At 59.2% G+C, this 17552-nt stretch carries 19 protein-coding genes and 2 pseudogenes; 8 read left to right on the forward strand and 13 right to left on the reverse strand.

Annotation, left to right across the window (positions count from 1 at the left end; all coding sequences use genetic code 11):
- Nucleotides 1-94: 94 nt before the first annotated feature.
- A complete protein-coding gene (gmk, locus tag JFU11_RS15870) occupies nt 95-715 on the reverse strand; it encodes a guanylate kinase (protein ID WP_007894672.1) in 621 nt (206 codons plus the stop codon).
- A gap of 12 nt (nt 716-727) precedes the next feature.
- The gene (locus JFU11_RS15875; protein ID WP_123720219.1) at nt 728-1591 is read right to left on the reverse strand and encodes a YicC/YloC family endoribonuclease; all 864 of its coding nucleotides are present in this window, start codon (nt 1589-1591) and stop codon (nt 728-730) included.
- Between the two features lie 269 nt (nt 1592-1860).
- On the opposite strand from JFU11_RS15875, the gene rph reads away from it, so the two are divergent.
- On the forward strand, nt 1861-2583 hold the full coding sequence (gene rph, locus JFU11_RS15880; RefSeq protein ID WP_123720220.1) for a ribonuclease PH: 723 nt from the start codon (nt 1861-1863) through the stop codon (nt 2581-2583).
- A 29-nt stretch (nt 2584-2612) separates the two neighbouring features.
- Nucleotides 2613-2981, forward strand: coding sequence for a DUF4870 domain-containing protein (locus tag JFU11_RS15885; protein ID WP_030132446.1), 369 nt, complete (start codon nt 2613-2615; stop codon nt 2979-2981).
- A 175-nt stretch (nt 2982-3156) separates the two neighbouring features.
- Here the strand turns inward: JFU11_RS15885 and JFU11_RS15890 are convergent, their stop codons facing one another.
- Nucleotides 3157-3936, reverse strand: a complete 780-nt coding sequence (locus JFU11_RS15890) for an exodeoxyribonuclease III (protein ID WP_007934608.1) — start codon at nt 3934-3936, stop codon at nt 3157-3159.
- 82 nt (nt 3937-4018) lie between these two features.
- On the opposite strand from JFU11_RS15890, the gene pyrE reads away from it, so the two are divergent.
- Nucleotides 4019-4663 (forward strand): orotate phosphoribosyltransferase, encoded by a 645-nt coding sequence (pyrE, locus tag JFU11_RS15895; protein WP_007894680.1) that lies wholly within the window; start codon nt 4019-4021, stop codon nt 4661-4663.
- Between the two features lie 195 nt (nt 4664-4858).
- Here pyrE and JFU11_RS15900 read toward each other — a convergent pair.
- From JFU11_RS15900 to coaBC, 8 genes and pseudogenes are all read right to left on the reverse strand, one after another.
- Nucleotides 4859-5241 (reverse strand): annotated as a pseudogene (locus JFU11_RS15900) (hypothetical protein).
- Nucleotides 5228-5800 (reverse strand): hypothetical protein, encoded by a 573-nt coding sequence (locus JFU11_RS15905; protein WP_038980739.1) that lies wholly within the window; start codon nt 5798-5800, stop codon nt 5228-5230. The pseudogene JFU11_RS15900 and the gene JFU11_RS15905 overlap by 14 nt, the downstream one beginning before the upstream one ends.
- 17 nt (nt 5801-5817) lie before the next feature.
- Entirely contained in the window at nt 5818-6078 is a 261-nt protein-coding gene (locus tag JFU11_RS15910; protein ID WP_123720223.1) for a hypothetical protein, read from the reverse strand.
- Nucleotides 6079-6281: 203 nt separating this feature from the next.
- On the reverse strand, nt 6282-7187 hold the full coding sequence (gene argB / locus JFU11_RS15915; RefSeq protein WP_008007602.1) for an acetylglutamate kinase: 906 nt from the start codon (nt 7185-7187) through the stop codon (nt 6282-6284).
- A gap of 25 nt (nt 7188-7212) precedes the next feature.
- Nucleotides 7213-8589, reverse strand: a pseudogene (locus JFU11_RS15920) (phosphomannomutase/phosphoglucomutase); the annotation flags it as partial.
- Nucleotides 8590-8606: 17 nt separating this feature from the next.
- Nucleotides 8607-8807 carry a hypothetical protein gene (locus JFU11_RS15925; RefSeq protein ID WP_123720225.1) on the reverse strand — a complete coding sequence of 67 codons (201 nt, stop codon included), beginning with the start codon at nt 8805-8807 and terminating at the stop codon, nt 8607-8609.
- Nucleotides 8808-8872: 65 nt separating this feature from the next.
- Nucleotides 8873-9328, reverse strand: coding sequence for a dUTP diphosphatase (dut, locus tag JFU11_RS15930; RefSeq protein WP_007894692.1), 456 nt, complete (start codon nt 9326-9328; stop codon nt 8873-8875).
- Nucleotides 9329-9333: 5 nt separating this feature from the next.
- The gene (gene coaBC / locus JFU11_RS15935) at nt 9334-10542 is read right to left on the reverse strand and encodes a bifunctional phosphopantothenoylcysteine decarboxylase/phosphopantothenate--cysteine ligase CoaBC (RefSeq protein ID WP_123720226.1); all 1209 of its coding nucleotides are present in this window, start codon (nt 10540-10542) and stop codon (nt 9334-9336) included.
- A gap of 136 nt (nt 10543-10678) precedes the next feature.
- Between coaBC and radC the strand changes: the two genes are divergently transcribed.
- Complete coding sequence (gene radC / locus JFU11_RS15940; protein WP_123357421.1) at nt 10679-11353, forward strand: DNA repair protein RadC; 675 nt, start codon at nt 10679-10681, stop codon at nt 11351-11353.
- A 185-nt stretch (nt 11354-11538) separates the two neighbouring features.
- Here the strand turns inward: radC and JFU11_RS15945 are convergent, their stop codons facing one another.
- Entirely contained in the window at nt 11539-13128 is a 1590-nt protein-coding gene (locus tag JFU11_RS15945) for an ABC transporter substrate-binding protein (protein WP_123720227.1), read from the reverse strand.
- A gap of 445 nt (nt 13129-13573) precedes the next feature.
- Between JFU11_RS15945 and rpmB the strand changes: the two genes are divergently transcribed.
- Nucleotides 13574-13807 (forward strand): 50S ribosomal protein L28, encoded by a 234-nt coding sequence (gene rpmB, locus JFU11_RS15950; RefSeq protein ID WP_007894701.1) that lies wholly within the window; start codon nt 13574-13576, stop codon nt 13805-13807.
- Between the two features lie 11 nt (nt 13808-13818).
- On the forward strand, nt 13819-13974 hold the full coding sequence (gene rpmG, locus JFU11_RS15955) for a 50S ribosomal protein L33 (RefSeq protein ID WP_007894709.1): 156 nt from the start codon (nt 13819-13821) through the stop codon (nt 13972-13974).
- A gap of 136 nt (nt 13975-14110) precedes the next feature.
- Here the strand turns inward: rpmG and JFU11_RS15960 are convergent, their stop codons facing one another.
- Entirely contained in the window at nt 14111-14473 is a 363-nt protein-coding gene (locus tag JFU11_RS15960) for a cupin domain-containing protein (RefSeq protein ID WP_038980750.1), read from the reverse strand.
- Between the two features lie 227 nt (nt 14474-14700).
- Between JFU11_RS15960 and JFU11_RS15965 the strand changes: the two genes are divergently transcribed.
- The gene (locus tag JFU11_RS15965) at nt 14701-16194 is read left to right on the forward strand and encodes an aldehyde dehydrogenase (RefSeq protein ID WP_201061253.1); all 1494 of its coding nucleotides are present in this window, start codon (nt 14701-14703) and stop codon (nt 16192-16194) included.
- Nucleotides 16195-16377: 183 nt separating this feature from the next.
- Nucleotides 16378-17523, forward strand: a complete 1146-nt coding sequence (locus tag JFU11_RS15970) for an MFS transporter (RefSeq protein WP_123720229.1) — start codon at nt 16378-16380, stop codon at nt 17521-17523.
- Nucleotides 17524-17552: the final 29 nt, after the last annotated feature.

Genomic DNA, 17552 nt, shown 5'->3' on the forward strand with positions numbered 1-17552 from the left:
CAGCGATTAGGGAAGCGCTGATTTTTTGACCAGGCTCTTCAACGCGCTATAAGTGCCAATGTAAAGCCCTTGCAGCGGTTTTGGGAAGAGCTGTTTAGCCGAGCAATTCAGCCAAAAGTTTTCCGTTACGCTGCTGTTGACGCTTCTGATGCAGCTGATTGGCACGGAAAATCGCCTGTAAATCGCGCAGCGCGTGTGCGAAATCGTCGTTGATGATCAGGTAGTCGTAGTCGACGTAGTGGCTCATTTCGCTGACGGCTTCGCGCATCCGGCCTTCGATGACCTCGTTGCTGTCCTGGCCGCGATTGTTCAGGCGCTGACGCAAGGCTTCCAGGGACGGCGGCAGGATGAAGATCGAGCGGGCTTGCGGCATCAACTTGCGTACTTGCTCGGCACCTTGCCAGTCAATTTCCAGAATCAGGTCGTGGCCTTCATCCAGGGTCTGCTGCAGGTGGCTTTGCGAGGTGCCATAGAGATTGCCGAACACTTCGGCGCGCTCGAGGAAATCCCCGTGCTCGATCATCTTCACGAACTCGCTGCGTTCGACGAAGTGATAGTTCACGCCGTTCACTTCACCGGGGCGCATGGCGCGGGTGGTGTGGGAGACCGAGACACGGATCTCCTGATCAGCGTCGGTCAGGGCCTTGACCAGACTGCTCTTGCCCGCGCCCGAAGGGGCGGAAATGATGTACAGGGTGCCGGTGCTGTGGGTCATGTCGGGTTTGCCTTACTCAATATTCTGCACTTGTTCGCGCATCTGCTCGATCAACACTTTGAGGTTGACCGCCGCTTGGGTGCTGCGCGGGTCGAAGGCTTTGGAGCCCAGTGTGTTGGCTTCGCGGTTGAGTTCCTGCATCAGGAAGTCGAGGCGCCGACCGGCAGCGCCACCGGACTTGAGCACCCGGCGAACTTCGATGATGTGAGTGCTCAAGCGATCCAGTTCTTCGGCGACGTCGCTCTTTTGCGCGAGCATGACCATTTCCTGTTCCAGTCGCTGCGGGTCGAGGTCGGCCTTCATGTCGGTGAAGCGGTCGAGGACTTTCTGGCGTTGGGTGGCGAGCATCTGCGGGACCAGTTCACGCAGGATCACCACATCCCCTTCAATAGAGGTCAGGCGCTCGTTGATCAATCGCGCCAGCTCAGTGCCTTCGCGCTCGCGACCGGCCTTGAGTTCTTTCAGGCCCTGATGGAACAGCGCCAGGGCTTCGGCATTCAGCGCTTGCGGGTCGGCGGCATCGGCTACCAGTACGCCGGGCCAGGCCAGGACTTCCAGTGGGTTCAGTGCGGCGGGGTTCTTGATCAGGCTGGCGACCGTCTCGGCGGCAGCGACCAGTTGCGCGGCGCGCTCGCGGTCCACTTGCAGCGGTTTGCCGGTGCTTTCTTCGGTAAAGCGCAGGGTGCATTCGAGCTTGCCCCGGGACAGTTCCTGGCGCAGGGCTTCGCGGATCGCGCCTTCGAGGTCGCGGAAAGATTCCGGCAGGCGCAGGTGGGGTTCCAGGTAGCGGCTGTTGACCGAGCGCAGTTCCCAGCTCAGGGTGCCCTGGACGCCGGCTTTCTCGACGCGGGCGAAGGCGGTCATGCTGTGCACCATGGAGGTACCTCGCAATGCAGGTCGGCGCGTAACCCATGGTTCCGCGGACCCGCTATCTGTGAATTAAAGCCGACAGGCAGCAAAGGCGCAGGATTGTAGCGCAGTGGGGCGGATGCGCCCAAACACACGCTGTGACAAAGAGCTGCAGGCCGTCGGCTAAGCTCTATTCAGGGGCTTCAATCGTCGGGCGATTTTTTTAGAAGTGCCCACTCGCGGCCCACGGCTCTATAATGCTCGGCAGTTTTCCGTCCTCCGTACAGGTAATCCCTATGAAACGTCCAAGTGGTCGCGCTGCCGATCAGCTCCGCTCGATCCGCATTACCCGCAACTACACCAAACACGCCGAGGGTTCTGTGCTGGTCGAGTTCGGTGATACCAAAGTCATCTGCACCGTCAGCGTCGAGAATGGCGTGCCGCGTTTCCTGAAAGGTCAGGGCCAGGGTTGGTTGACCGCCGAATACGGCATGCTGCCGCGCGCCACTGGCGAACGTAACCAGCGTGAAGCGAGCCGCGGCAAGCAAGGCGGCCGTACTCTGGAAATCCAGCGTTTGATCGGCCGTTCCCTGCGCGCTGCGCTGGACATGACCAAGCTGGGCGACGTCACCCTGTACGTCGACTGCGACGTGATCCAGGCTGACGGCGGCACCCGCACCGCGTCCATCACCGGTGCGATGGTTGCACTGATCGACGCCTTGAAAGTGATCAAGAAGCGTGGCGGCCTGAAAGGTGGCGACCCGCTCAAGCAAATGATCGCTGCCGTTTCGGTGGGCATGTACCAGGGCGAGCCTGTGCTTGACCTCGATTACCTGGAAGATTCGGCTGCCGAGACTGACCTCAATGTGGTGATGACCAGCACTGGCGGTTTCATCGAAGTTCAGGGCACTGCCGAAGGCGCGCCGTTCCAGCCGGAAGAGCTGAACGCGATGCTGGCGCTGGCGAAGAAAGGCATGAACGAGATTTTCGAACTGCAGAAGGCTGCACTGGCCGACTGATCGGACCTGCTCCACGCAAGGAGGACGCCATGAGTGACGAGCAACTGCCGCTACCCACACCGAGCCGAGAGGTTCGTCAGTGGGCGATGTTTTGTCACCTGTCCGCCTTGCTGGGGATCTGGCTGCCGTTCGGCACGCTGATCGGGCCGCTGATTCTCTGGCAGATGAAGCGCGAGTCAGACCCGTTCATCGATGCGCAAGGCAAGGAAGCGCTGAACTTTCAAATCACTGTCGCCATTGCTTCCGCCATCTGCTTCTTGCTGATGGTGGTGATCATCGGGTTCTTCCTGTTTGGTCTGGTCGCGATCGGTGCGCTGGTATTGACCATCATTGCCGGCGTGAAAGCCAATGAAGGGTTCCCTTACCGGTATCCGTTCACCTGGCGCTTGATCAAATAATGACCAGCAAAGATTTCCTGTGGGAGCGGGCTTGCCCGCGATAGCGATCTGGCAGGCAACACATCTGTTGACTGTGCGGCCTCATCGCGGGCAAGCCCGCTCCCACAGAAAGCAAATCATTGCCCACAAAAAAGCCGACAGTGATGTCGGCTTTTTTGCATCTGCGAAAAGACGCTTAGATAGTCAGCGTCCAGTCGTAGTCCACGATCAGCGGTGCGTGCTGCGAGAACCGTGGCTGACGTGGCAGGCGTGCGCTGCGTACGAAGCGGCGCAGGCCCGGGGTCAGCAACTGGTAGTCGAAACGCCAGCCCAGGTTGAGCATCTCGGCCTGTTCGTTGTCCGGCCACCAGCTGTACTGGTCGCCTTCACGGCTGACTTCGCGCAGGGCATCGACATAACCCATGTTACCGACAATCTCGTCCATCCAGGCACGCTCAGGTGCCAGGAAGCCCGGGGATTGCTGGCTGTCGCGCCAGTTCTTGATATCCAGCTTCTGTTGCGCCACGTACAGCGAGCCACAATAAATGTACTCGCGACGCTTGCGTCGCTGTTTATCCAGATAACGGGCGAAGTCGTCCATTAGCTTGAACTTCTGGTTTAAATCTTCATCGCCGTTCTGCCCCGAAGGGAGCAGCAAGGTCGCGATGCTGACCTTGTCGAAATCGGCTTGCAGGTAACGCCCGTAGCGGTCGGCCGTCTCGAAGCCGAGACCGCTGATGACTGCCTTCGGTTGCAACCGCGAGTACAAAGCCACGCCACCTTGGGCGGGAACTTCGGCTTCGCAGGCATAAAGGAAGTAGCCATCCAGTTGGAAGGCTGGATCGTCCAGTTCAAAGGCGGAGGCGCGGGTGTCCTGCAGGCAGATGACGTCGGCATTCTGTGCTTGCAGCCAACTGAGCAAACCACGCTCGACTGCAGCCTGAATACCATTGACGTTCACACTGATGATCCGCATAAGTGGCCCCAAAAATCGCGTGCGGGTATGATACACGGCGTCTACCTAATTAGCTAAATCCGTGGTATTTGGGGTTTTTTTCATGCAAGCGTATCAGCGCGACTTCATTCGTTTTGCCATTGATCGTGGCGTTTTGCGCTTCGGTGAGTTCACCCTGAAGTCCGGGCGCACCAGTCCTTACTTCTTCAATGCCGGCCTGTTCAACTCGGGTTCCGCCCTGGCGCAGCTGGGTCGTTTCTATGCGGCAGCCATCGTCGAGAGCGGTATTTCGTTCGACGTGCTGTTCGGCCCGGCCTACAAAGGCATCCCGTTGGCGGCGACTACTGCCGTGGCGCTGGCCGAACATCATGGCCGTGATCTGCCATGGTGCTTCAACCGCAAGGAAGCCAAGGCCCACGGCGAAGGCGGCAGCCTGGTCGGTGCGCCATTGACCGGCGATGTGCTGATCATCGACGACGTGATCACCGCAGGCACCGCCATCCGTGAAGTGATGCAGATCATCGCTTCCCAGGACGGCGCCAAAGCCGCGGGCGTGTTGATCGCCCTGAACCGTCAGGAGCGTGGCAACGGCGAATTGTCGGCCATCCAGGAAGTGGAGCGTGACTTCGGCATCCCGGTGATCAGCATTGTTTCGCTGAATCAGGTGCTCGAGTTCCTGGCGGATGACCCGCAGCTCAAGCAACACCTGCCGGCAGTTGAAGCCTACCGCGCCCAATTCGGCGTGTAACCGCATCCCCTGTGGACGCGGGCTTGTGTGGCGAGGGAGCTTGCTCCCGCTGGGCTGCGTAGCAGGCCCAAGGATTTTGTGAGTGCTGCGCACTCAAGCGGGAGCAAGCTCCCTCGCCACAAAAGGTGGATTGTCACAGGGATTGCAGGCAAAAAAAGACCCCGCTCAGCCAGGCTGAGCGGGGTCTTTTTTTTGTCAGCGCAGTCTTCGCCATTTTCCTATCAGCTTTAGCGTCATCCCCAGGTTGAACAGGGCAAACGCCAGCAGTGCCAGGACAACTAACACGTAAAGCGTACGATCCACGTCGAAATCCCATAGATCCAGCGTGCTGCTGCGCATGATCCGCACGGCAGCCGGCAGGTTGACGTAAAACAGCGCCACGAAGGTGCAAGTCAGCGGCAATGCACAGCTGAAGAAAACATTGATCACCTGTTCCCGGCTGCGTTTTCTCGCCTGCGGACCTGATTGTTTTTCATCCAGTTCCAACGCTTCATGCAGCCTGGGCCACGCCAGATTGAACATGAAGTGGTCAGGGTCAGCAGCAAACCGCTGACCGCGACGATGTCACTGAACGGCATTCAGACCAAGCGTCCTGCATAGCAAGTCGTGAGAGTCTTCGCTGATTTCGAACAGCCCGGCGCTGCCTTTGCGTTTGGTGATGGGCTTGAAGGTCGGCTCGTTCTGGGTGATCAGCATGTTCAGTTCATCACGAATGACGTCGGAGCTGATGACCACCAGGTAAACCGTCTGCGCATGGTCTGCGGTTTCGATCACGGCCCGCATGCTGTTCTGCAGGATATCGTCGAGTTGATTGCGAAACCGCGAGACGGTGTTCTTCAGGAGCGTTTTGCTTTGGCTCTGGGTCAGTTGGAAGATCGTTGATATCTGCGATTCGGTCGGCAGCGTTTGCCCGAAGTAGCTTTGAATCAGATACAGCAGACGATCCTGTTTCGCCTCATCGGCCCTGCTGGGCATGCCGCCCTCGACCAGCATTTTCAAGTATTCGGTCAGACTCGCCTTGGCTATTCGCTGTAGGGCATGAGCTATTTCGTGGTCGGAAATCCTCAGCGTCTTTTTGACCGGTTCCTTTTGTTCCAGGTCGAAGGCCTGGGCGTCGATCGTGAACGAGATCTGCATGGCTCAGTCCTCCAGGATTATTTTTTGCTGGTGCTGCTGAGCGTCTCGGCCTTTTTGATCCCGGCGGGTTTACTGGCTGTCTCTGGGTACGGATCACTAGCGGCATCGCCCTGACCGGTAAGAATTTTCCAGCCATGCCGGGTGTGTGGTGTTTTCCGGAGTTGCGGGCACGGCGGCATTGAGGTTTTGGCTTGGTTCGAATACTCATGACCGCAATCGACGCAGGCATAGGTGCCAGGTGAAACGTCGCTGCCGTATGGGACATAGTCTTTTTGCATGAGGTAGATCTCCTGTGGGTTCAGGGAAAATCCTATGCAGATTGCTTACTTCGCGATGTCAGACGTTTCGCTTAGTCAGGTCAGGCATTTCCTGCGCGCATAAAAAAGATCGCAGACTTCGTCAGCTCCTACAGGGTTTTCGTACATCCGAAAATCCGCTGTCGTAGGAACTGCCGAAGGCTGCGATCTTTTTAAGGTTTGAATCAGTGACGCTTGCGATTGCTGATCAAGGTGCCCACACCGGTGTCGGTGAAGATTTCCAGCAGAATCGCGTTCGGCACCCGACCATCGATGATCAACGAGCTGCCCACACCGCCCTGTACCGCTTCCAGCGCGCAACGAATCTTCGGCAGCATGCCGCCGTAGATAGTGCCGTCGGCGATCAGGTCGTCGACCTGTTGAGTCGTCAGACCGGTCAGAACCGTGCCCGACTTGTCCATCAGGCCGGCGATGTTGGTCAGCAGCATCAGCTTCTCGGCTTTCAGTGCCTCGGCCACTTTGCCGGCCACCAGATCGGCGTTGATGTTGTACGACTCGCCGTTGGCGCCGACGCCGATTGGCGCGATCACCGGGATGAAATCGCCTTTGACCAGCAGGTTCAGCAGGTCGGTGTTGATGCCGACCACTTCGCCCACCTGGCCAATGTCGATGATTTCCGGTTGGGTCATTTCCGGCGTCTGACGGGTAACAGTGAGTTTTTTCGCGCGAATCAGCTCGGCGTCTTTACCGGTCAGGCCGATGGCGCTGCCGCCATGACGGTTGATCAGGTTGACGATGTCCTTGTTGACCTGGCCGCCGAGGACCATTTCCACCACGTCCATGGTCTGCGCGTCAGTCACGCGCATGCCATCGATGAAGTGGCTCTCGATCGACAGACGCTTGAGCAGGTCGCCGATTTGCGGGCCGCCACCATGAACCACCACTGGATTGATGCCGACAGCTTTCATCAGCACGATGTCGCGGGCGAAGCCGGTTTTCAGCTCCTCGCTTTCCATCGCGTTGCCGCCGTATTTGATCACCAGCGTCTTGCCGACATAGCGGCGAATGTAAGGCAGCGCTTCGGACAGGACCTTGGCGGTGTTGGCGGCGGCTTCGCGTTCGAGGGTCATTCAGGGCTCCGGGTGCTTCAGAAGATCAAAACGGTAATTGGAGATCAGGTGCAACGCGTTTCAGCTGGACGTGGAACACATCCTTGATGCGCTGCAGTTCAGCCTCGTCATCGGCCTCGAAGCGCAGCACCAGCACCGGTGTGGTGTTGGAGGCGCGAACCAGGCCCCAGCCTTTGGCATAGTCGACTCGCACGCCGTCAATGGTGGTCAGGTTGGCGCCTTCACCCCATTGCGCATCGTGCAGTGCATCAATGATGCTGAATTTGCTCTCTTCGGTCACATGGATATTGATCTCTGGCGTAGAAATATCGTTCGGGAAGGTCGCGAACAGCTCTTCCGCGGTGGATTTTTCCTTGCTGAGGATCTCCAGCAGCCGCGCGGCGCTGTAAATACCATCGTCGAAACCGAACCAGCGTTCCTTGAAGAAGATATGCCCGCTCATTTCGCCGGCCAACAGGGCGCCGGATTGTTTCATTTTCTTTTTGATCAACGAGTGACCGGTCTTCCACATCAGCGGACGACCGCCGTATTCCTTGATCAGCGGGATCAGGCGACGGGTGCATTTGACGTCGAAGATGATTTCCGCGTTCGGGTTGCGCGCCACGACGTCGCGGGCGAACAGCATCAACAGGCGATCAGGGAAAACGATGCTGCCGGTATTGGTAACAACGCCTACACGGTCGCCGTCGCCGTCGAAAGCCAGGCCCAGGTCGGCGTTGGTTTCCTTGACCTTGGCGATCAGGTCGACCAGGTTTTCAGGCTTGCCCGGGTCCGGGTGGTGATTCGGGAAGTTGCCATCGACTTCGCAGAACAGCGGGATGACTTCGCAGTTCAGGGCTTCGATCAGCTGCGGGGCGATCACGCCGGCCGCGCCGTTACCGCAATCGACCACCACTTTCAGACGGCGGGCGAGTTTGATGTCCTGGACGATTTCAGTGTTGTAGCGGTCGAGGATCTCGACCTTGGTGATGCTGCCCTTGCCGCTGCTCAGGTTGTTGGTCTTGAGGCGTTCATGCAGGGCCTGGATCTGTTCGTTTGCCAGAGTGTCGCCGGCAATGACGATCTTGAAGCCATTGTAGTTCGACGGGTTGTGGCTGCCGGTGAGCATCACGCCGGATTTGCCGGCCAGTACGTTGGCGGCGTAGTACAGCGCCGGGGTTGGCACCAGGCCGACGTCGCTGACGTGGCAACCGCTGTCGGCCAGGCCTTTGATCAGTTGCTCGACCAGTTCCGGGCCGGACAGGCGACCGTCGCGGCCGACTGAAACGTTCGGTTCATCCTGGGCCAGGCTCTGGGAGCCGATGGCGCGACCAAGCCAATAAGCTGTTTCAGCGTTCAAGAATTCCGGGACGGTGCCGCGAATGTCGTAGGCGCGGAAGATGCTGTCGGGGAACTTGGGTGCGACTTGGGCTGGGGTGCTCATTTCTGGAAATGCTCCATCTCTAAAGTGGCTGGACAAGCCTGCGAAAAATTCGTGGGCTGGCTCAAACTGAAGGGTATGACGGCGTTTTCGGCAGAGAGTTCGTGGTGTGTAAATGCCATGCCATCAGCATCGGCGAGCAATTGGCCGGCCAATGCCTTGATTTCCAGTGGTAAACCTTCCAGATGACGTCTTTGCAATTTTCATCCTTAAAATGCAGAGGACAGGTCAGGCCGGGCAGGGCTCCCAGCCTGAGTGCCGATGATCAGTGGCTACCCGAATGGCCGAACCCGCCGGTGCCGCGCTGGGTTTCGACGAACTCTTCGACCATTTCAAAATGCGCTTGAACTACCGGTACCAGCACTAATTGGGCCAGGCGTTCGCCTACCACCATGTTGAAATCGGTCTGGCCACGGTTCCAGCACGACACCATCAGCGGACCCTGGTAATCGGAGTCGATCAGGCCAACCAGATTGCCCAGCACGATGCCGTGCTTATGGCCCAGGCCGGAGCGCGGCAGAATCAAGGCCGCCAGGCCCGGATCGCCGATGTACACCGACAGGCCAGTCGGAATCAGCAGGGTTTCGCCCGGCTTGATGACGGTGTCTTTTTCCAGCATGGCGCGCAGGTCGAGGCCGGCGGAGCCTGGCGTGGCGTATTGCGGCAGCGGGAATTCGGTACCGATGCGTGGGTCGAGGATCTTGGCTTGCAAAGCGTGCATGTAAATTAAACCTGGTTCAGACGTTCGGCGATAAAAGTGATCAGCTGGCGAGCGATTTTGCTCTTGCTGGTCTGGGCGAAGAGTGTGGCGTGCAGCTCACGGTCGATCACGCTGCAGGCGTTTTCTTCGCTGTTGAAGCCAATACTCGGGTTCGCGACGTCGTTGGCGACGATCAGATCGAGGTTCTTGTCTTTCAACTTGCGTGCAGCATAATCGAGCAAGTGTTCGGTTTCGGCGGCGAAACCGACACTGAACGGACGGTCGGGGCGGGTGGCGATGGTGGCCAGGATGTCTGGGTTACGCACCATCTGTAGCAACAAGCCGTCGCCGTTCGTAGGGTCTTTCTTGAGTTTCTGTGGGGCGACGACTTCCGGGCGGTAGTCTGCGACCGCAGCAGAGGCGATGAACAGGTCGCAAGGGATCGCCGCTTCACAGGCAGCGAGCATGTCGCGGGCACTCACCACGTCGATGCGCGTGACGCGATCCGGGGTCGGCAGGTGCACGGGACCTGTGATCAGGGTCACGCGGGCGCCGGCTTCTACCGCGGCTTCGGCCAGGGCAAAGCCCATTTTTCCGGAGCTGTGGTTGGTGATGTAGCGCACCGGGTCGATGTTTTCCTGGGTCGGGCCGGCGGTGATCAGCACGTGTTTGCCGGTCAGCGCCTGGCGCTGGAAGCAGTCTGCCGCGCACTGGGCGAGGTCGGTGGCTTCGAGCATGCGACCCATGCCGACGTCGCCGCAGGCCTGGCTGCCGGAGGCTGGGCCGAAGACCTTGAGCTCGCGGCTTTCGAGGGTTTGCAGGTTGGCCTGGGTCGCCGGGTCGCGCCACATGGCCTGGTTCATCGCCGGGGCAACCGCGACCACCGCGTCGGTGGCCAGCACCAGCGTGGTCAGCAGGTCGTCGGCAATGCCTTGGGCCAGGCGGGCGATCAGGTCCGCGGTGGCGGGAGCGATCAGCACCAGGTCGGCCCACTTGGCCAGCTCGATGTGGCCCATCGCGGCTTCGGCCGCCGGGTCCAGCAAATCGAGATGGACCGGATGCCCGGACAACGCCTGCATGGTCAGCGGGGTAATGAATTCGCTGCCGCCACGGGTCATGACCACGCGCACTTCGGCGCCCTGGTCGATCAGGCGGCGAACCAGCTCGGCGCTCTTGTAGGCAGCAATGCCGCCGCCGACGCCCAGAACGATGCGTTTCCGATACAGCCGCTGCATAGGTCTGCCTTTCATTTCGTTGATGACTGCTTGGCGATACCCCCTCCCCAGGGATGAATTCGCCAGCAAAAAAGATGGGCTACGATATCACAGCGACCGCTATGGAACAGCGGCGCCCACATTCCAGGGAGGTGCTATGAGTATTCGCGATTGGCCGGCGGCGGAGCGGCCGAGGGAGAGGTTGCTTGAGTTGGGCTCGGGGAGCCTTTCGGACGCCGAACTGCTGGCGATTTTTTTAAGGACCGGCGTGTCGGGTAAAAGCGCAGTTGATCTGGCGCGACATCTGCTGAATCAGTTTGGCAGCCTGCGCTCACTGCTAGAGGCCGATCAGGCTGCGTTCAGCAGGCAATTAGGTCTTGGACCAGCGAAATTCGCTCAGTTGCAAGCTGCACAGGAAATGGGCAGAAGGCATTTGGCCGAACGTGCGCGCCAAAAATCGGCGCTGGAGAATCCGCAGGCGGTTCGTGATTACCTGAAGTCGATGCTGCGCCACGAGCCTCACGAGGTGTTTGGGTGTCTGTTTTTGGATTCCAAGCATCAAGTGCTGGCGTTTGAAGTGCTGTTTCGCGGTTCCATCGACAGCACCAGTGTTTATCCGAGGCAGGTGGTTAAACGCGCCTTGGCCCACAACGCCGCAGCGTTGATCCTCTGCCACAACCATCCGTCGGGTAACACCAACCCCAGTCAAGCCGATCGCACGCTGACCAAGCGCCTGCAAGAGGCCCTGGACTTGATTGATGTGCGGGTGCTCGACCATTTCATCGTCGGTGACGGCGATCCGCTGTCGATGGCTGAGTATGGGTGGATGTGAGCGAGGGATTCGAAGTTAAGTGAGTCCCTGTGGGAGCGGGCCTGTGGCGAGGGGGCTTGCCCCTGTTTGAGTGCGTAGCACTCACAAGATTTTTGGTGCATCAGAGATTTTGGGGCCGCTTCGCAGCCAACGGGGGCAAGCCCCCTCGCCACAAAAGCCCGCCCCCACAGGGTTTGTGGTGGTGCTTATGGCTTGAGGCTGACCTTCGAGTAATCCTGACGACCGAACGGGCTGACCTGATAGCCCTGCACATCCTTACGCGTCAGCGCAAAGGCAGTCGGGTGCGCCAGCGGCAGCCACAACGCTTGTTGCTGGATCTGCGCCTGGGCCTGTTCGTAGAGCTTGGTGCGTACACCTTGCTCGCCGGTGGTCTTGCCGGCGCTGATCAGCTTGTCCAGGTCCTGGTTGCAGTAGCGGGCGAAGTTGGTGCCGGATTTGACCCCCGCGCAGGAAAACTGCGGCGTGAGGAAGTTGTCTGGATCACCGTTGTCGCCAGCCCAGCCCATGAATAGCAAGTCGTGCTCGCCGGCCTTGGCGCGCCGAATCAGCTCGCCCCATTCGATCACGCGAATCTCGGCCTGGATGCCGATTTCCGCCAGGTCGGACTGCAGCAATTGCGCACCGAGGCTCGGATTGGGGTTCAGCAGGCTGCCGGAAGGGCGGGTCCAGATGGTGGTCTGGAAACCACTCTTGAGCCCGGCCTTGGCCATCAATGCCCGGGCTTTCTCGACATCATGGGGGTAGCCCGAGAGGTTTTTGGCGTAGCTCCAGGTATTGGGCGGGTATGGGCCATTGGCGGGTTCAGCGGTGTCTTCGAACACGGCCTTGATGTAATTGGCCTTGTCGAACGCCAGGTTGATGGCCTGGCGCACTTCAGGTTTGTCCAGCGGCGGATGCTGGCTGTTGATGCCAACGAATGCGGTCATGAAGGCGTCAGTCTTTTCGACTTTCAGGGTCGGCTCTTTGTGCGCGGCCTGTACGTCCAGCGGTTTGGGCGACAGGGCGATCTGACACTCGTTGCGGCGCAGCTTCTGCAAGCGCACGTTGGCGTCCGGAGTGATGGCGAAGATCAGCGGGTCAACCGACGGCTTGCCACGGAAGTAATCCGGGTTGGCCTTGTAGCGAATCGAGGCGTCTTTCTGGAAGCGCGTGAAGATGAACGGGCCGCTGCCGATCGGCTGGCTGTTGAGTTTCTCCGGGGTGCCGGCCTTCAGCAGTTTGTCCGCGTACTCAGCCGAATAGATCGAGGCGAAACCCATGGTCAGGGTTGGCAGGAAAGTCGAGTCCGGGTGATCAAGGGTGAAGCGGATGGTAAGCGGATCCAATGCGTCGATCTTCTTGATCAACGCCGGTAACTGCATCGACTGGGCGTGCGGGAAGCCGCTCTGGGCGACTTTGTGCCACGGGTTCGCCGGGTCGAGCATGCGGTCGAAGCTGAACTTCACGTCTTCGGCGGTCAGGTCGCGCGTCGGGTTGAAGTATTCGGTACGGTGAAATTTCACCTGCGGGTGCAATTTGAAGACGTAGGTCAGGCCGTCGGGCGTGACTTCCCAGCTGTCCGCCAGGCTGGCGACCACTTTGCCGCTGGCCGTGTCGAAGTCCACCAGGCGGTCCATCAGCACATCGGCCGAGGCATTGGTGGTGGTCAGCGAGTTGTATTGCACCACATCGAACCCTTCCGGGCTGGCTTCGGTGCAGACGCTCAAGGCGGCAGCATGGGCCAAGGGGCTCAGTAGAAGCGGGGCGAGCAGCAGCGGTAGGGCAGCGAGGCGCATGGTCGGATTCCTTTACAGATCGAAGGCCCATCTGCAAGTGCAGTCTGGAAAAGGCTTACCCTAGTGGGCTCTTTTGCAAATGACTATCCCCTTTTTCGTTTTAAGGGGACTATGTGCGCTTGTTTTCGGTGATGCGGGCCGAGGAAAACCCGGAATCGGTCGGTTTGCCGATTCTCTGCGACGAGCGGTCTTAATCGACGACAGCCTTTATCCAAGGCGCCCGGCGCCCGGAAAAGGGGGGATTTATCAAGTTCGCGCACACGGAATGTTGTTGCTCTCCAGTCTTTCTGGTATAAAGCAGCGCTCTTTTCTAGGGGCCCGGTTCCTTCACTGTAGGTGTAGCCGGTAAGACCTCTAAAGAAACGCGGCGCCTGGCGCCAAATGACTGAGAGATTAAGCGGCCAACCCATGCCGGGTTGGGCATGTGGTTTTAGAGGGCTGAGGCATGTCGAGAGTATGTCAAGTTACCGGTAAGGGTCCGGTGACTGGGAATAACATTTCCCACGCAAACAACAAAACCCGTCGTCGTTTCCTGCCGAACCTGCAGCATCACCGCTTCTGGGTTGAAGAAGAGAAACGTTTCGTGCGTCTGCGCGTATCTGCCAAAGGCATGCGTATCATCGACAAGCGTGGCATCACTGTCGTGCTGGCCGAAATCCGCAAAGCCGGCAAGATCTAAGGGAGCTAATCATGCGTGAATTGATTCGTTTGATTTCGAGCGCCGGTACTGGTCACTTCTACACTACCGACAAGAACAAGCGCACTACTCCGGACAAAATCGAGATCAAGAAATTTGATCCGGTTGTTCGTAAGCACGTGATCTACAAAGAAGGCAAAATCAAGTAATTGATTTTTCCCTCTTACGAAAAAGGCCCGTATCGCGAGATACGGGCCTTTTTTGTTGCCTGCGGGTTTTGTGTTGTCTGTCAGGGCCTCATCGCGGGCTTGCCCGCGATGAGGTCGGCCGGGGCAGCACAAATCTTCAAGCCTTCTGTTCAAACACCACATAGATCTTGCGGCACGGCTCCAGCACTTCCCAGGTGCCTTTGAAACCGGCCGGAATCACGAAGCGATCGCCCACACGCAGGGTCTTGGCGTTGCCGTCGCCGTCACGCAGCACTGAAACCCCCTGAACGATTTCGCAGTATTCATGCTCGGTGTAGTTCACTAGCCACTGGCCGACTTCGCCTTCCCAAACACCTGCACTCATCTGGCCGCACGGGCTGTTGTAGTGGTTGTACACCGCTTGCTCGGGGTCGCCCTTGAGGACTTTTGCAGGGTCGGGCCGATAACGATCGGGCTGGGTGTTGGCCTGGCTGAAATCGACGATATCCTGAATGCTCATGCTGGTATTCCTCCGTGATTGCGCTGGAAAATTGAAAGTCTATGTTTATTAAAATGAACATCGCAAGGCCGTTTGCCAGCCTTGTGTCAAATATATTGAAACTTCACCGGCCGCTGGTTTAGGGTAACGGTTGCCTTGAGCCGAAAAACAGGCTGGCCGGGCAGAATTCCTGACAGCACCCGCATAGAACGCGGGGCACTCGTATTCAATAAGAGGAGGACACTCGAATGACCACCCTGACTCGTGCCGACTGGGAACAACGGGCTCGCGATCTGAAGATCGAAGGCCGCGCCTACATCAATGGCGAATACACCGATGCCGTCTCCGGTGAGACCTTCGAGTGCATCAGCCCCGTCGATGGCCGTCTGCTGGGCAAGATTGCCAGCTGTGACGCCGCCGATGCCCAGCGTGCCGTGGACAACGCCCGCGCCACTTTCAATTCCGGCGCCTGGTCGCGCCTGGCGCCGACCAAACGCAAAGCCACCATGATTCGTTTCGCCGGCCTGCTGAAACAGCACGCCGAAGAGCTGGCCCTGCTCGAAACCCTGGACATGGGCAAGCCGATCAGCGATTCCCTGTACATCGACGTTCCCGGCGCGGCGCAAGCCCTGAGCTGGAGCGGTGAAGCCATCGACAAGATCTACGACGAAGTCGCTGCTACCCCGCACGATCAACTGGGGTTGGTGACTCGCGAGCCGGTCGGCGTGGTCGGCGCGATCGTGCCGTGGAACTTCCCGTTGATGATGGCCTGCTGGAAACTCGGCCCGGCGCTGTCCACCGGTAACTCGGTGATCCTCAAGCCTTCCGAAAAATCGCCGCTGACAGCCATTCGCCTTGCGGCGCTGGCCGTTGAAGCCGGTATTCCGAAAGGTGTGTTGAACGTGCTGCCGGGTTACGGTCACACCGTCGGCAAGGCCCTGGCCCTGCACAATGATGTGGACACCCTGGTGTTCACCGGTTCGACCAAAATCGCCAAGCAACTGCTGATCTACTCCGGCGAATCGAACATGAAACGTGTCTGGCTGGAAGCTGGCGGCAAGAGCCCGAACATCGTGTTCGCCGATGCGCCGGATCTGCAAGCCGCCGCCGAAGCCGCTGCCGGTGCCATCGCCTTTAACCAGGGCGAAGTCTGCACCGCCGGTTCGCGCCTGCTGGTGGAGCGTTCGATCAAGGACAAATTCCTGCCGCTGGTGATCGAGGCCCTGAAAACCTGGAAGCCGGGCAATCCGCTGGACCCGGCAACCAATGTCGGTGCGCTGGTGGACACCCAGCAGATGAACACTGTGCTTTCCTACATCGAATCCGGTCACACCGATGGCGCCAAACTGGTGGCTGGCGGTAAGCGAATTCTTCAGGAAACCGGTGGCACTTACGTCGAGCCAACGATTTTCGACGGTGTGAGCAACGCGATGAAAATTGCTCAGGAAGAAATCTTCGGTCCGGTGTTGTCGGTCATCACCTTCGACAGCGCTGAAGAAGCCATCCAGATCGCCAATGACACGCCTTACGGTCTGGCCGCTGCAGTCTGGACCGCCGACATCTCCAAGGCTCACCTGACCGCCAAGGCTTTGCGCGCCGGTAGCGTGTGGGTCAATCAGTACGACGGCGGCGACATGACCGCGCCGTTTGGTGGCTTCAAACAGTCCGGCAACGGTCGCGACAAATCGCTGCACGCGTTCGACAAATACACCGAGCTGAAGGCGACCTGGATCAAGTTGTAGTGTGTAGCGGACCCCGGTTCATATCGAGGCCCGACGCAACATAGATCCCTTGTGGGAGCGAGCCTGCTCGCGATAGCGGTATGACAGTCGACGTCAATGTTGAATGTTGCTCCGTCATCGCGAGCGGGCTCGCTCCCACACTGTTTTGTGCTGTACATAAAAATATCCACAGGAGTGTGGAACATGCGTTGGGCGACGTATTTCGCCGTTTTGGCGTCTGTCTTGAGTGTCGGCCTGGCCCTGGGGGTCAGCATGCCGTTGGTATCGCTGCGTCTGGAAGGCTGGGGTTACGGCTCGTTCGCGATCGGCGTGATGGCGGCGATGCCGGCCATTGGTGTGCTGCTGGGGGCGAAAATTTCCAGCCACCTCGCGGCCCGTCTTGGCACGGCCAATCTGATGCGCTTGTGTCTGTGGGCCGGTGCGGTATCCATCGGTTTGCTGGCAGTATGGCCGAGCTACCCGGTCTGGCTGGCACTGCGGTTGATGATCGGGGTGATCCTGACCCTCGTCTTCATTCTTGGTGAAAGCTGGATCAACCAACTGGTGGTCGAGCAATGGCGCGGTCGGCTGGTGGCGCTGTATGGCAGTAGCTATGCGCTGAGTCAGCTGGCCGGGCCGTTGCTGTTGGGGGCGTTGGGCACCGAGCACGATTATGGCTTCTGGGTCGGCGTCGGTTTGCTCATGACGTCACCGTTCCTGCTGCTGGGCCGCGGCGGCGCACCCACCAGTGAAGCCTGCAGCGTAACCCTCGGTGACTTGTTGACCTTCTGCCGCGGCCTGCCGGCAATTGCCTGGGCGGTATCGCTGTTCGCGGCGTTCGAAGCGATGATCCTGACTTTGCTGCCGGTTTACTGCCTGCGTCAGGGCTTCACCACGGAAATCGCCTTGGCGATGGTCAGCACGGTGGTGGTGGGTGATGCCTTGCTGCAGTTGCCGATTGGCGCGCTGGCCGATCGCTTGTCGCGGCGTACGTTGTTTACCGGCTGTGCGATGCTTTTGCTGCTGTCGAGCCTGGCTATTCCGTTGCTGATCGACACGCTACTGATCTGGCCGCTGTGGGTGTTGTTTGGCGCCAGTGCCGGCGGGTTATTCACCTTGTCGCTGATCCTGATCGGCGAACGTTATCGCGACGATGCGCTGGTGCGCGCCAATGCCCATATCGCGCAGCTGTGGGGTATTGGTTGCCTGATCGGGCCCTTGGCAGCCGGTGCCGGAAGCCAGTGGATCAGCGGGCATGCCTTGCCGTTGTTGATGGCGGCGGGCGCATTGGGGCTGGTGATTCTGGTATCGCGGCAAGGCGCGTTTGGGACAGTTGCCGAACCGGCCTGAGCACTGCACAAACCTGTGGTGAGGGGGCT

The sequence above is a fragment of the Pseudomonas sp. TH37 genome (genome assembly GCF_016650735.1).
GTDB classification, from domain to species: domain Bacteria; phylum Pseudomonadota; class Gammaproteobacteria; order Pseudomonadales; family Pseudomonadaceae; genus Aquipseudomonas; species Aquipseudomonas farris.

Excerpts from the sequence above, each read along its gene's own strand:
- rpmG (WP_007894709.1), top strand. The coding sequence starts at position 13,819 with ATGCGTGAATTGATTCGTTTGATTTCGAGCGCCGGTACTGGTCACTTC.
- rpmB (WP_007894701.1), top strand. The coding sequence starts at position 13,574 with ATGTCGAGAGTATGTCAAGTTACCGGTAAGGGTCCGGTGACTGGGAAT.
- coaBC (WP_123720226.1), bottom strand. The coding sequence starts at position 10,542 with ATGCAGCGGCTGTATCGGAAACGCATCGTTCTGGGCGTCGGCGGCGGC.
- gmk (WP_007894672.1), bottom strand. The coding sequence starts at position 715 with ATGACCCACAGCACCGGCACCCTGTACATCATTTCCGCCCCTTCGGGC.
- dut (WP_007894692.1), bottom strand. The coding sequence starts at position 9,328 with ATGCACGCTTTGCAAGCCAAGATCCTCGACCCACGCATCGGTACCGAA.
- JFU11_RS15960 (WP_038980750.1), bottom strand. The coding sequence starts at position 14,473 with ATGAGCATTCAGGATATCGTCGATTTCAGCCAGGCCAACACCCAGCCC.
- radC (WP_123357421.1), top strand. The coding sequence starts at position 10,679 with ATGAGTATTCGCGATTGGCCGGCGGCGGAGCGGCCGAGGGAGAGGTTG.
- JFU11_RS15905 (WP_038980739.1), bottom strand. The coding sequence starts at position 5,800 with ATGCAGATCTCGTTCACGATCGACGCCCAGGCCTTCGACCTGGAACAA.
- pyrE (WP_007894680.1), top strand. The coding sequence starts at position 4,019 with ATGCAAGCGTATCAGCGCGACTTCATTCGTTTTGCCATTGATCGTGGC.
- JFU11_RS15910 (WP_123720223.1), bottom strand. The coding sequence starts at position 6,078 with ATGCAAAAAGACTATGTCCCATACGGCAGCGACGTTTCACCTGGCACC.
- JFU11_RS15970 (WP_123720229.1), top strand. The coding sequence starts at position 16,378 with ATGCGTTGGGCGACGTATTTCGCCGTTTTGGCGTCTGTCTTGAGTGTC.
- argB (WP_008007602.1), bottom strand. The coding sequence starts at position 7,187 with ATGACCCTCGAACGCGAAGCCGCCGCCAACACCGCCAAGGTCCTGTCC.
- JFU11_RS15885 (WP_030132446.1), top strand. The coding sequence starts at position 2,613 with ATGAGTGACGAGCAACTGCCGCTACCCACACCGAGCCGAGAGGTTCGT.
- rph (WP_123720220.1), top strand. The coding sequence starts at position 1,861 with ATGAAACGTCCAAGTGGTCGCGCTGCCGATCAGCTCCGCTCGATCCGC.
- JFU11_RS15890 (WP_007934608.1), bottom strand. The coding sequence starts at position 3,936 with ATGCGGATCATCAGTGTGAACGTCAATGGTATTCAGGCTGCAGTCGAG.
- JFU11_RS15875 (WP_123720219.1), bottom strand. The coding sequence starts at position 1,591 with ATGGTGCACAGCATGACCGCCTTCGCCCGCGTCGAGAAAGCCGGCGTC.
- JFU11_RS15965 (WP_201061253.1), top strand. The coding sequence starts at position 14,701 with ATGACCACCCTGACTCGTGCCGACTGGGAACAACGGGCTCGCGATCTG.
- JFU11_RS15945 (WP_123720227.1), bottom strand. The coding sequence starts at position 13,128 with ATGCGCCTCGCTGCCCTACCGCTGCTGCTCGCCCCGCTTCTACTGAGC.